The 12,097-nt window shown below is 69.6% G+C and carries 9 protein-coding genes; 8 read left to right on the top strand and 1 reads right to left on the bottom strand.

The genetic code is table 11. The features are described from left to right. Positions 1-9: 9 nt before the first annotated feature. The 4 genes from FKR81_RS19705 (at position 10) to FKR81_RS19690 (ending at position 5,195) form a co-directional block, all read left to right on the top strand. Positions 10-1,515 (top strand): FAD-dependent monooxygenase, encoded by a 1,506-nt coding sequence (locus FKR81_RS19705; protein WP_146353569.1) that lies wholly within the window; start codon positions 10-12, stop codon positions 1,513-1,515. 86 nt (positions 1,516-1,601) lie between these two features. Further along, on the top strand, positions 1,602-2,444 hold the full coding sequence (locus tag FKR81_RS19700) for an SDR family oxidoreductase (protein WP_146353568.1): 843 nt from the start codon (positions 1,602-1,604) through the stop codon (positions 2,442-2,444). 91 nt (positions 2,445-2,535) lie between these two features. Beyond that, complete coding sequence (locus tag FKR81_RS19695) at positions 2,536-3,567, top strand: methyltransferase (RefSeq protein WP_146353567.1); 1,032 nt, start codon at positions 2,536-2,538, stop codon at positions 3,565-3,567. A 23-nt stretch (positions 3,568-3,590) separates the two neighbouring features. After that, on the top strand, positions 3,591-5,195 hold the full coding sequence (locus tag FKR81_RS19690; RefSeq protein WP_146353566.1) for an FAD-dependent monooxygenase: 1,605 nt from the start codon (positions 3,591-3,593) through the stop codon (positions 5,193-5,195). Positions 5,196-5,257: 62 nt separating this feature from the next. On the opposite strand, the gene FKR81_RS19685 is transcribed toward FKR81_RS19690, so the two are convergent. Beyond that, the gene (locus FKR81_RS19685) at positions 5,258-6,886 is read right to left on the bottom strand and encodes an FAD-dependent monooxygenase (RefSeq protein ID WP_146353565.1); all 1,629 of its coding nucleotides are present in this window, start codon (positions 6,884-6,886) and stop codon (positions 5,258-5,260) included. Between the two features lie 146 nt (positions 6,887-7,032). Here FKR81_RS19685 and FKR81_RS19680 point away from each other — a divergent pair, with 146 nt between their 5' ends. From FKR81_RS19680 to FKR81_RS19665, 4 genes are all read left to right on the top strand, one after another. Continuing rightward, a complete protein-coding gene (locus FKR81_RS19680; protein WP_407936534.1) occupies positions 7,033-7,491 on the top strand; it encodes an anthrone oxygenase family protein in 459 nt (152 codons plus the stop codon). Then, positions 7,488-8,021, top strand: a complete 534-nt coding sequence (locus FKR81_RS19675) for a hypothetical protein (protein WP_146353563.1) — start codon at positions 7,488-7,490, stop codon at positions 8,019-8,021. Before FKR81_RS19680 ends, FKR81_RS19675 begins: the two co-directional genes overlap by 4 nt. After that, positions 8,018-9,877 carry an asparagine synthase (glutamine-hydrolyzing) gene (asnB, locus tag FKR81_RS19670; protein WP_146353562.1) on the top strand — a complete coding sequence of 620 codons (1,860 nt, stop codon included), beginning with the start codon at positions 8,018-8,020 and terminating at the stop codon, positions 9,875-9,877. Before FKR81_RS19675 ends, asnB begins: the two co-directional genes overlap by 4 nt. A 284-nt stretch (positions 9,878-10,161) precedes the next feature. Continuing rightward, positions 10,162-12,081 (top strand): AfsR/SARP family transcriptional regulator, encoded by a 1,920-nt coding sequence (locus FKR81_RS19665; RefSeq protein WP_146353561.1) that lies wholly within the window; start codon positions 10,162-10,164, stop codon positions 12,079-12,081. Positions 12,082-12,097 lie beyond the last annotated feature (16 nt).

The following is a 12,097-nucleotide window of genomic DNA, read 5'->3' as shown; positions in this document are numbered from 1 at the left end:
AACCACCCCATGACCACATCTTCTGAGTTTTCCCGCGAGTACGACGTCGTCGTGGTCGGTGGCGGCCCGGTCGGCATGATGCTGGCGGCCGAGCTGCGGCTCGCCGGTGTCGACGTGGCCGTGCTCGAACGGCTGGCCGAGCGCTCGCCGCACTCGAAGGCGTTCGGGCTGCACGCCCGGTCGCTCGAGGTGCTGGACCGCCGCGGCCTGGTCGACCGGTTCCGCGCGGGAGCGCGGTCGTGGGCGAACGGCCACTTCGCCGGTCTCGACGAGTGGGTCGACTTCAGCGTCCTCGACAGCAGCCACCCGTACGCGCTGCTCGTCCAGCAGACGAAGACGGAGCAGCTGCTGGAGGAGCGGGCCACCGAGCTCGGCGCGGACGTGCTCCGCCGCCACGAGGTGAGCGCCATCCAGCAGGACGACGACGGCGTCACCGTCGACGGGCAGCGACCCGAAGGCGCGTTCCGGTTCCGCGCGAAGTACGTCGTCGGTTGCGACGGCGCGCGCAGCCTGGTCCGCAAGACCGCCGGCATCGACTTCCCCGGTTCCGGCGGCCGGGTCACCGCGCGGCTCGGCGACGTCAAGCTCCGCGAGGGCGAGGACGCGCCGATGGGCATGGAGCGGACCGAGCGCGGCCTGCTCTTCTGCGTCCCGCTGGAGGAGGGCTACCACCGGGTCGCGACGTTCGACTTCGCCGTCGGGAAGGACCCGGCCGAGGAGCTGACGCTCGACGAGCTGACCTCGAGCATGCGCGAGATCTGGGGCACGGACCACGGTGCCCACGAGGCGCGCTGGCTCTCCTGGTTCACCGACTCCGCGCGTCTGGCCGACACCTACCGCAACGGGCGGCTGCTGATCGCGGGCGACGCCGCCCACGTGCACTTCCCCGTTGGCGGGCAAGGACTCAACCTCGGTCTGCAGGACGCGTTCAACCTCGGCTGGAAGCTCGCGGCCGCGGTGCACGGCACCGCGCCCAGCGGGCTGCTGGACAGCTACACCGAGGAACGGCGCGCGCCCGCGGCGAAGGTGCTGGAGAACACCAGGGCGCAGATCGCGCTGATGAACCCGGACCCGGACGTCACGGCGCTGCGCGGTCTCGTCACCGACTGGATGCGACTCGGCCAGGTCAACCACTACATCGCCGAGATGCTGACCGGCGTGGGCGTGCGCTACGACCTGGACGGCCCGGAGCACCCGCTGCTCGGCGTGTTCGCGGCCGACCTCCAGCTGGACATCGCGGGCGAGAGCCGCAAGCTCTCCGACCTCATGCACGACGGTGACGCCATCCTGCTGGACCTGGGCGGACTTCCGGAGACCGCCGAGGGCGTGCGGGACTGGGCGGCCGAGCCGAACGGCAAGGTCCGGGTCGTCGAAGCCACGTGCGCGGACCGGCCCGAGCTCGCCGCCGTGCTGATCCGCCCGGACGGTTACGTCGCATGGGCGGCCGACCGGGACGGCACCGAGGTGCGCAAGAACGTCAACGCCGCGCTCGAACGATGGTTCGGTCAGGGCTGAGCCCCACACCGTGATGTGCCGGGTCCGAATGCGCGGGCCCGGCACATCACGGTGTTCTCACCGAGCTGCTCAGCAAGGAGAAACGGATGTATCTGGTCACCGGTGCAATGGGGCACGTCGGTCGCGAGATAGTCGTTCAGCTCGTCACTTCGGGGTTCCGAATCCGGGTGCTGAGCCGCGTTCCGGAAGGGACCTATTTCGATTCAGAAGTAGAAGTGTTCACCGGGGAGCTCGACGATGCTGAAACGCTACCCGGCGCACTGGAGAATGTCGAGGGCGTTTTCGTCATGGCGAGCGGCCGGAGAGGAGGAGTCAAAATACCGGATCTCCTCGCCGAGGCGAAGAAGGCCGGTGTCCGCCACGTGGTCAAGGTGTCGGCGATCGGCAGCGCGTTCGGGCTGACCGACCCGATCAGCATGAAGGACCAGGCGGACGAGGCGGCGGTGATGGCGTCCGGGCTCGACTGGACGATGCTGCGGTGCGGGGCGTTCATGACGGACCTCTGCCGCTGGGCGTGGTCGGTGCGCATGGAGAACACGGTCTACGCGACCGCGGGCGATCTGGGTGCTGCCCTCGTGCACCCACGAGACGTCGCCGCTGCCGCCGTCGTGGCGATGACCGGCGGCGGCCACGTCGGCAGGACGCACGTGCTCACCGGCAGGGAGGAGCTGTCGCCGCGGCAGCAGGTGAACTGCCTCGAAGTGGCGTTGGGCAGAAGCCTCGAGTTCGTCGAGGAGACCGTCGAGCGGTCCAAGGTGCGAATGGCCGCTAGCGGGTGGTGTCCCGAGTACGTGAACGCGTTGTTCGACTTCAAGCAGCAGTCGGCCGACTGCGGCCGCATCGTCTTCGAAACCCTCGAGCAGGTCATCGACTCCGTTCCCCTTTCGCTGGTCGACTGGGTCAACGAAAACGTCGACGACTTCCGCTGACGGGGTTGTTCAGCCGGATTCCAGGCTGGTTCCACAATGCGTGGCATCGTCTTCTTCAGGCCTAATTAATTGGCGCGTCGAGGAGGATCGTGTGACGAGTACTGAGGAACTGGCGGCCGGCACGCCGGTGAGCCCCGGCCAGTTGATCAAGATGACCATCGCGGACTGTTCGGCGAAGGTGCTGCAGAGCGCGGTCCGGCTCGGGGTGTTCTCCGTGCTGGCGGACGGCCCAGCGGACGCCGCGAGCGTCGCCGAGGCGGCCGGCCTGCACCCGAGGCTCGCGACCGACTTCCTCGACGCGCTGGCGGCACTGGGACTGCTGGAGCGCGACGGGGACTCCTACCGCAACGCCGCGATCGCCGACGCCTATCTCGTCCAGGGGCGCAGCGGTTACCTCGGCGGCTTCGTCGAGCTGACCGACCAGACGCTGTACGAGACCTGGAACCGGCTGACCGACGCGCTGCGCACCGGCGAGCCGCAGCGGCTGGACCCGGACAAGGGCGGCTTCTTCGGTGACAAGCACACCGACCCCGAGCGGATGAAGCGGTTCCTCTCCGGGCTGGACGCCTTCTCCGACCGCATGGGCACCGAGCTCGCCGACCGGATCGACTGGTCGGCGTACCGGTCGTTCGTCGACGTCGGCGGCGCGCGCGGCAACCTCGCCGCGGTGCTCGTCCAGACCCACCCGCACCTCGCGGCGTCCTGCTTCGACCTGGAGCGGACCCGGCCGCTGTTCACCGAGCACGTCGGCAGGCTCGGCCTCACCGACCGGATCTCCTTCGCGGGCGGCGACTTCTTCGCCGACCCCGTGCCCGCCGCCGACGTCCTCGTGCTCGGCCACATCCTGCACGGCTTCGACGACGAGAAGCGGAAGTCGTTGCTGCGCAAGATCTTCGACTCGGTCAACCCCGGTGGCCGGGTGCTGATCTACGACCGCATGATCGACGACGACCGCAGCGACCCGGACCGCCTGCTGAGCAGCCTCCACATGCGGCTGGTGAGCGAGACCGGCTCGGAGTACCGCGCGGCGGACTGCCAGGCGTGGCTGCGTGAAGCGGGTTTCACGTCCACGTCGGCGGAACCGTTCCTCGACACCCACACCCTGGTGATCGGGACCAAGTGAGCACCCCGGCTACGGAGGAAAGCATGTACGACGAAGAGGTTCCCGTTCTCATCGTCGGCGGGGGGCTCACCGGCCTGTCGGCGGCGGTCTTCCTGGCGTGGCACGGTCAGCGCGCGATGCTCGTCGAACGGCACGCGGACACCTCCGCCCACCCCAAGGCCAGGGCGATCAACCCGCGCACGATGGAGCTCTACCGCGCGGTCGACATGGAGGAGGTGGTCCGGGCCGGGCAGTCGCCCATCTCCGGCAACACCGACCTCGTCCACGTGCACACGCTCGCAGGCGAGGAACGCGTCCGGATGCCCAACGCCTCGCCGGAGGACATCAGCCGGATCAGCGCGACGCAGTGGACGTTCATCGACCAGAACCAGCTCGAGCCGATCCTGCGCAAGCGCGCCGTGGCGGCGGGCACCGACGTCCGGTTCCACCACCGGCTCGACGCGCTGGAGGAGTCCGGCGACGGGGTCACCGCCGTGATCACCGATCTCGGCACCGGTGACGCGTTGCGCGTCCGCGCCAAGTACGTGATCGCCGCGGACGGCAGCAAGAGCAGCGTGCGCGAGCTCCTGGGCATCGGTCACCACGGCCGGGGCACGATCACCAACCTGATCAGCTTCTTCTTCCACGCCGACCTCACCGACGCGCTGCGCGGCCGCAAGATCGTCGCGGCCTACGTCAACAACCCCGAGGTGCGCGGCACGCTCATCCCGGTCGACAACGAGAAGCGCTGGGTGCTCAACGTCTCCTACTTCCCCGACCGCGGCGACAAGCCGGAGGACTTCACCGAGGAACGCTGCCTCGAGCTGGTGCGCGCGGCGGTCGGTGTGCCGGACCTGCCGGTGGACATCGAGGCCGCGGGCACCCCGTCGTGGGACATCTCGGCGAAGGTCGCGGACCGGTTCAAGCAGGGCCGGGTCTTCGTCGCGGGCGACGCGGCGCACGTCATGCCGCCGACGGGCGCCTTCGGTGCCAGCACCGGCATCCAGGACGCGTACAACCTCGCGTGGAAGCTGGCCTACGTGCTGTCCGGCCGCGCCGCGCCGGCACTGCTGGACAGCTACGAGCAGGAACGCCTCCCGGTGGCGCGGGAGACCGTCCGCCAGGCTGGCCTGCGCTTCGCGGTGCGCGAGGGCAAGCAGCTGGCCGACGTGGCCGCGGACCTGGTCGACGAGACCGTGATGACCTTCGGCTACCGCTACCCGGCCGGCGCGTTCGTGCCCGGTGCGGACTTCGACCCCGCGCTGCTGGAGGACCCGACGGCACCGTCGGTGCGGGCGGGTGCCCGTGCTCCCCACGTGCTGGTCGACGACGAGGGCGTCGCGATGTCCGTGATCGACCTCTTCGGTGCTGAGTTCGTCCTGTTCACCACCGACGACGCGACGGAGTGGCAGCGGGCCGCGGCGGGCGTGGCGGTGGGCACCGGTGTGTCGGTGCGCGTCGTCCAGGTCGGCGAGGACGGCGCGTTCGGTGACCCCTCGGGTGGGTTCGCCGACCGCTACCGCCTGATCGACGGCGGCGCGGTGCTCGTGCGCCCCGACGGTGTCGTCGCCTGGCGCGCCACCGCGGGCTTGCCGGACCCCGCCGCCGAGCTGGACAACGCCGTCCACACGGTGCTGGCACTCGACTGACACGGGTCAACGACGAAGGTGCCGGGTTCGATCCGAACCCGGCACCTTCGTCGTTCGGTGTGTCAGCGAAGAGCGCTTTCCGGCTCGGTGACGCGCCACAGCGTCCGGCGCAGCTCGGAGGTGAGCGTGCCCGCCGGGTCGGCTGGCAGGTCCGCGCTGCGCCACGCGATGAACCCGTCCGGCCGGATCAGCACGGCGCCCTGGTCGCCCACCTGGTAGCGGTCGGTGAACGACGTGTCGCCCGCGGGCTGCACGTCGCTGCCGAGGATCTTCGCGTCGATGTCGACCCCGGTGCGCGCGGTGGCAGTACTGGCCGCTTCCCGCCACCGGCCGTCCGCGGCCAGCAGCACGAAGCCACCCAGCATCAGGTCGTGCACGCTGATCTCCTCGTCATCGCGCCGCAGCGTCAGATCCGGTGCCCTCGTGCCGGGGCGGGCCGACGGCTCGGTCGGGTCCTCGAGCAGCACGTCGAGCTCGGCATCGGCCGCGCTGTAGTTGTGTCCGAAGAGGACGGTCGACTCCGGGCGGTGCCGGGCCGCGGCGGCCTCGTCCAGCCCGCTGCGCTGCAGGTAGCGGATCACGCCCTGCTCGGCGACGACGTCGGCGAGCGGCAGCCGCTCGCGCTCGTAGGTGTCGAGCAGGTCCGGCCCCGCAGCGCCCTTCAGCACCATCGCGAGCTTCCACGCCAGGTTGTGGGCGTCCTGCACGCCGAAGTTCCCGCCGAAGCCGCCCGTGGGCGGCATGATGTGGGCGGAGTCGCCCGCGAGGAAGATCCGCCGGTCGCGGAACCGGTCGGCCACCCGCGCCGCGATCTCCCAACTGTCCACATTGTCCACCGTGACTGCGATGTCCGGATTGCCCACTGCAGACCGAATCAGCTCGGCACACCGTTCCGGCGTGTAGCTCTCGTGCCGCTCGCCGGGCTGCAGGCTCAGCGCGAGGCACCATCGGTCCGCGTCCGTCGCGCCCAGCTGGCCCAGCACGCCGTGGACCTCGGAGTTGCTGACGAAGCAGAGGAAGAACTCGCGGCCTGCGACGTGCTCGGTCAGGTCGGCGCGGAACAAGATGATCATCTGTCGGCCGAACACATCGCGGCCGTGTGTCCCGATCCCGAGGTTTGTCCTAATTGCACTCCTGTTGCCGTCGGCCGCGATGAGGTAGTCGGCCCGGACGGTCGTCTCGGTCCCGTCCGGGTTCCTCAGCACGGCGTCGACGCCGTCGGAATCCTGTTGGCAGCTCAGCAGTTCGGTGCCGAAGCGCAGGTCGGCGCCCGCGGCCACGGCGTGCTTGGCCAGGATGGGCTCCAGCCGGTCCTGGCCGATCAGGGTCCAGCCGGTCGCGCTGACGCCGTTCTGCTCGGTCCGGAACGGCCCGTCGAACCAGCCTCGTTCCGCACCGGCGAGCGACTCGACCTGCAGGATGTTGCCGTACCTGGCATTGGGCGTCTCCGCCGCGCGCACCTCGGGCTCGAGCCCCAGCGGCCGCAGCAGTTCCATGGTCCGCGGACTCGTCGCCTGCGCCCTCGGGTGTTGCGAGATGTTCTCGTGGCGTTCGACGAGCAGGGTGTCGATCCCTTGGCGGGCAAGGAACAGCGCGGCTGAGAGGCCCACCATGCTGCCTCCTGCGATCAGGACCGATGTCCGTTCGGCGGGCATGTCCACGTCCTTTCCTCGGCTCGATGCGGTGGTCATCTCTGCGAGGGAACCCCGGACAGCTGGAACATCGGCCACAGCATCGATGGAGGCGGCGTCGTTCAGCCTTCTTCCAGCGGCGTCCCAGCAGCCGGTGGCAGCTTCACGCCCACGGGTGGTGAATTTCTCAATTGGTGAGGGGACAGGTGAACGGCTTGCTGGAACTCCTGAGCGTGCTGGCGCTGGCGGGCAGCGGACTGGTGGCCGGTGTGCTGTTCGCCGTGGCGATCAGCGTGATGCCCGCGCTGCTGGCCATGCCGCCGGACCGGTACGTGTTCACGCACAAGCTGCTGGGCAGGCACTACGACCGGGTGATGCCGTTCATCGTCGCCGGGTCGACGCTGATCGACGTGTTCCTCGCGGTCCAGGCGGAACAGCCGGAGCGGCGGGCGCTCTTCGTCGTCGCGGCGGTGTTCATGGCCGGCGTGGCGGCGGTGTCGCAGACGAAGAACGTGCCGATCAACAACCGGGTCAAGGCGCTGGAGCCGGACGGGATCCCGGCAGGCTGGCAGGATCCGCGGATCGCCTGGCGGAACTGGAACCTGGTGCGCATGGCCTTCGCCATGGCCGGCTGCCTGGCCACCGGCGCGGCGGTGGTGGCATGACCACCTCGCACGCCATCGAGCGGATCGTTCCGGACGCGCTGGAGCGGGACGCGGCCAACCGCCGCATGGTCGCCCTGCTGTCCCAGCCGGATCCGGGACCGGTCGCGGAACACCTGGCGCTGCTGCACTTCACGGGCAGGCGCAGCGGCCGGGAGTTCGTGCTGCCCGCCGGAGTCCACCCGTGGCGGGAACGCCTCGTCGTCGCCACCGGCAGCGCCTGGCGGCACAACTTCGACGGCGGCAGCCGCGGAGCGCTGACCTGGCGCGGTGAGCACACGGCTGTCCACTTCCGACTGATCAGCGACGTCGACCAGGTGGCGCCTGCCTATCAGGAGCTCATCGAGCGTTATGGCGTCCAGACCTCGGAACGGCGTCTCGGCCTGCGGCTACCCGCCGACCGGGTACCGAGCCTCGAAGAAATCGTTGAGGCGGTGGAACGCTGCGGCCTCGGACTCGTCGAAGTCACCGGGAACTTTCTTGTATCAACAGGCCACCGGCGTGATCTGAGTACTGGGAGGACCGTGCAATGAGTGGAATCGTCGGCTGGGTCGACTTCGACCGCGACCTCGGCGCCGAGCAGGGCACCGTCCGCCGGATGGCGGACACGCTGGCCCATCGCGGGCCCGACGGTGCTGGCGAGTGGGCGGGTGGACACGCCGCGCTCGGCCATCGCCGGCTGGCGCTGCGCGACGTCGAGGGCGGTGCGCAGCCGGTCACCTTCGAGGTCGGCGGGACCACCGCGGCGGTGCTGGTGCTGGACGGTGCGGTGACCAACCACCGCGAGCTCCGCCGTCAGCTCGCCGGGACCGGTCCCTTCCGCCGGGGCGACGATGCGGAGGTCGCGCTGCGGGCCTACCTCGAGTGGGGAACCGCCTTCGTCGAACGGCTCGAAGGGATGTTCGCATTGGCCGTGTGGGACGTCCGGGAGCAGCGGCTGCTCCTCGCCCGCGACCGGCTCGGGGTCAAGCCGCTCACCTACGCGCGACTGCCGCACGGGATCCTCTTCGGCTCCGAGCCGAAGGCGGTGCTGGCGCACCCCGCGATCGAGGCCGAGGTCGACGCGACCGGACTGCGCGAGCTCTTCGCCCACGGCAAGATGCCCGGCACCACGGTGTTCCGCGGTGTGGACGAGCTGCGGCCGGGGCACATCGCCGTGCAACGGCGGGAAGGCCCGACCCAGCAGCGGTACTGGACGTTGCCCGCCCGTGAGCACACCGACGACCTGGACACGACCGTGGAGACCGTGCGGTCGTTGCTCGCGGACGCCGTCGAGAGTCATCTCGACGCGGACGTCGAGGTCGCCTGCATGCTGTCCGGCGGCATCGACTCGAGCGCGCTGACCGCGCTGGCCAGGCAGCGCGCGGGCAGTGCGGGCCTGTCGACGTTCTCGCTCAACTTCGCGGGCTACGCCGAGAACTTCGAGCCGCACCCGACGATGCGGGCGACGCCGGACGCGCCGTTCGCCACGATGGTCGCCGAGCACGTCGGGACCCGGCACACCGAGATCCTCCTCGACACCGAGGGGCTGTCCGACCTGTCGGCGCACGAAACGGCCATGCGCAGCCAGGACATGCCGTCGCCGCTCGGCGACATGGACGTCTCACTCGTGCTCTTCTTCGCCGCGCTGAAGAAGCACGGCGTGTCGGCGGTGCTGTCCGGCGAGACGGCCGACGAGCTGTTCAACGGCTACTTCTGGGCATACGACCCCGCACACAGCAACGCACACACTTTTCCGTGGGTCTCCTTCGAACGCGGGCACGACGCGGCGGCCGGTGGACTCGGTTGTTCGCTCATCGACCGGTCGTTGCGCCTGGAGCTGGACTTCCTCGGTTATGCCGACCAGCACTACCGCGACGCGCTGCGGGAAGTGCCGCGGCTGGCGGGCGAGACAACCGAGGAGGCGAGGGCGCGCGAGATCACGTATCTGGCGCTGACTCGCTGGGCTCCTACACATCTAGACCGGGCCGACCGGCTGAGCATGTCCGCGGGCGTTCAATTGCGCGCTCCTTTCTGTGACCGTGCGTTGGTCGAGTACGTGTTCAACGTTCCGGCGGCCGTGAAACGGGTCAACGGGCAGGAGAAGGGCCTGCTGCGAACGGCGGTGGCCGATCTGCTGCCACAGGCGGTACTCGATCGGCGGAAGAGCGCCTATCCCACCACCCAGGAGGTGCGATACGGAGAATTCGTGCGGTCGAGGTTCGTCGAGCTGATGGCGGACGGTTCCGCGCAGGTCACACCGCTCCTGGATATCGAGGCCACGCGTGCGGCGCTGCAGCCGGGTGACGCCATGGGTGGGGCTTTCGCGTGGGTCGAGCGCGCGAGCATGGAAATGGTGCTGCAGCTGGAGAACTGGCTCACGCAGTGTGACGTGAGGCTGCGCCTGTGACCAGTGTCTTTCTCGAACGTTAAAGGCTCTTTTACTTAATTACATAACGTGATTACTGCAATCGAGTGAATCCTTTAGTGTAACTTTCGATGTGTCCGATTTGCCGGATTGAAAAATGCCGTTTCTGATAGTGTCGGCCCGGGGTGAAGGTAAAGGTCGGCATGTTGAGCTTTCAACGAAACCTGTGGTTGAGCGCTCAATGAATTCGCGGCGCGGCCGTTGTTCCACTTTCTTGGCCAGGTGAAGCCGGCGTCAGGTTCTCAAGCGAAATTGGGGAGTATCGCATGATCGAGATCTCTTTGCTGGGCGCTTTAAAGGTGTGCCGGGACGGTGAGGACGTCACGCCATCGGCACCCAAGCTCAGGCGAGTTCTCGCGCTGCTGGTGCTCAACGCCAACTCCTTGGTCACCGTCGAGCAGCTCTGCGAGGAGATGTGGGAGGGCGGGATGCCGCCGAGCGCGGCCACGACCCTGCAGACCTACATCTACCAGCTGCGCAGGCGACTGCGGCTGACCAGCGAGTCCGCACTCCCCACGCGGCAGGGCTCCGGCGAAGCGGGCAGGCAGCCCGCACTGCTGACGAAGGTCGGCGGTTACGAGCTCAGGCTCGGGCCGGGCGAGATCACCGACATCGACCGGTTCGACCGGCTCGTCACCAAGGGGAGGGTGGCGCTCGAGGCCGCGGACTACCACACGGCGGCGAGCAGCCTCACCGAAGCGCTGGGCGTGTGGCGCGGCGGGGCGCTGATGGACGTCAGCGCGAGCCAGCGCCTCGACGCGTGGCGCACCCAGCTGGAGGAGCGCCGGAAGCGGGCGCTCGAGCAGCGGTTCAGCGCCGAGCTCCAGCTCGACCGGCACCAGGACGTGCTGGAGGAGCTGGCCGGCCTGGTCCGGATGAACCCCACGCACGAGGGCTTCACCGGGTTGCTGATGGTCGCCCTGTACCGGTGCGGCCGTCGCACGGAGGCGCTCGAGGTCTTCCGCGCCGCCCGCGGCAGGCTCGTGGAGGAGCTGGGGCTCGAGCCGACGAACAAGCTGCGCAGGCTGCACGAGGCGATGCTGGCCGAGGATCCGGGGCTGTTCGTCACCCCCGTCGCGACCCAGCGCGTCGAAGCGCGGGCCGCGGTGGTGCCCCGGCAGCTGCCGCCGGACCTGCCCGGTTTCGTCGGCAGGGAGCACGAGCTCGGCCGGATCGCCGACCAGCTGGGGAAGACCCCGGCGAACGGCGCCGCGGCCATGCGCGTCGTCGAGATCCACGGTCCGCCCGGTGCGGGCAAGACGGCGCTGGCCACGCGTGCGGCGCACAAACTGCGGCCCGAGTTCCCCGACGGGCAGCTCTACGTCGACCTGGCCGGGGTGGACGCGGGCAGCGTGCCGTTGTCGAACGCGCTGGCCGCCTGCCTGAGCGCCTGCGGTTTCGCCAGGGAGACCCTGCCCACCGGGCTGGGTGAGCTGAGCGCGTTGTTCCGGACCTGGACGGCCGACCGCCGGGTGCTCATCGTCGTCGACGACGTGTTCACGGCGTCGCAGGTGCGACCGCTCATGCCGGGCGGCTCGGGCTGCGCGCTCATCGTCAGCTACCGGTACCGGCGGGACACGCTCTCGATCGGCGAGCAGATCGACCTGGCCCCGCTGCGGGAGAACGAGGCCGAGCTGATGTTCGACCGCATCGTCGGCCCGCAACGCCGCTCGGCCGAGCCGGACGCCGTGCGCGAGCTCATCCGGCTGTGCGGCCGCCTGCCGCTGACCGTGCGCGCGGTGGCCGTGAAGCTCGCGAGCCGGTCCTCCAAGATCGTCGCGCATCTGCTGGACCGCATGATCGCCGACGAGCTGCTGCTGTCCGAGCTCCCCGGCGGCGCGCAGAGCCTCCTCGGCACGGTGGAGTCGAGCTTCCGCAACCTGCCCGTCCACTGCCGCGCGGTGCTGCGGGTGCTCGTCCGCGGCGACCGGATGCGCTGGGAGGCGTGCGAGGTGGCCACGCGGGCAGGCATCGAAGCCGAGGACGCCGCCGCCGCGCTGGAGTACCTCGTCGACGTCTACCTGCTCGACGAGCGCGAGACGGGGTACGTCGTGCCGGAGCTGCTCAAGCCCGCGCTGAAGCTGCTGCTCGAGCAGGAGCGGCACGCGGAGGGCGGCGTGCTGGTGCCACTTCCGGTAGTGGTCGCGCAGGCGGCGCCCGGCAAGTCCAGCGTGGTTTTCGGATAGTCCTGCCGATTCGGCT

Source organism: Lentzea tibetensis, from assembly GCF_007845675.1.
Lineage (GTDB): Bacteria > Actinomycetota > Actinomycetes > Mycobacteriales > Pseudonocardiaceae > Lentzea > Lentzea tibetensis.
Note: the sequence above shows the minus strand (reverse complement) of the source record. Positions and strands in the feature narration are given on the sequence as shown.

Excerpts from the sequence above, each read along its gene's own strand:
- FKR81_RS19705 (WP_146353569.1), top strand. The coding sequence starts at position 10 with ATGACCACATCTTCTGAGTTTTCCCGCGAGTACGACGTCGTCGTGGTC.
- FKR81_RS19700 (WP_146353568.1), top strand. The coding sequence starts at position 1,602 with ATGTATCTGGTCACCGGTGCAATGGGGCACGTCGGTCGCGAGATAGTC.
- FKR81_RS19690 (WP_146353566.1), top strand. The coding sequence starts at position 3,591 with ATGTACGACGAAGAGGTTCCCGTTCTCATCGTCGGCGGGGGGCTCACC.
- FKR81_RS19685 (WP_146353565.1), bottom strand. The coding sequence starts at position 6,886 with ATGACCACCGCATCGAGCCGAGGAAAGGACGTGGACATGCCCGCCGAA.
- FKR81_RS19675 (WP_146353563.1), top strand. The coding sequence starts at position 7,488 with ATGACCACCTCGCACGCCATCGAGCGGATCGTTCCGGACGCGCTGGAG.
- asnB (WP_146353562.1), top strand. The coding sequence starts at position 8,018 with ATGAGTGGAATCGTCGGCTGGGTCGACTTCGACCGCGACCTCGGCGCC.
- FKR81_RS19665 (WP_146353561.1), top strand. The coding sequence starts at position 10,162 with ATGATCGAGATCTCTTTGCTGGGCGCTTTAAAGGTGTGCCGGGACGGT.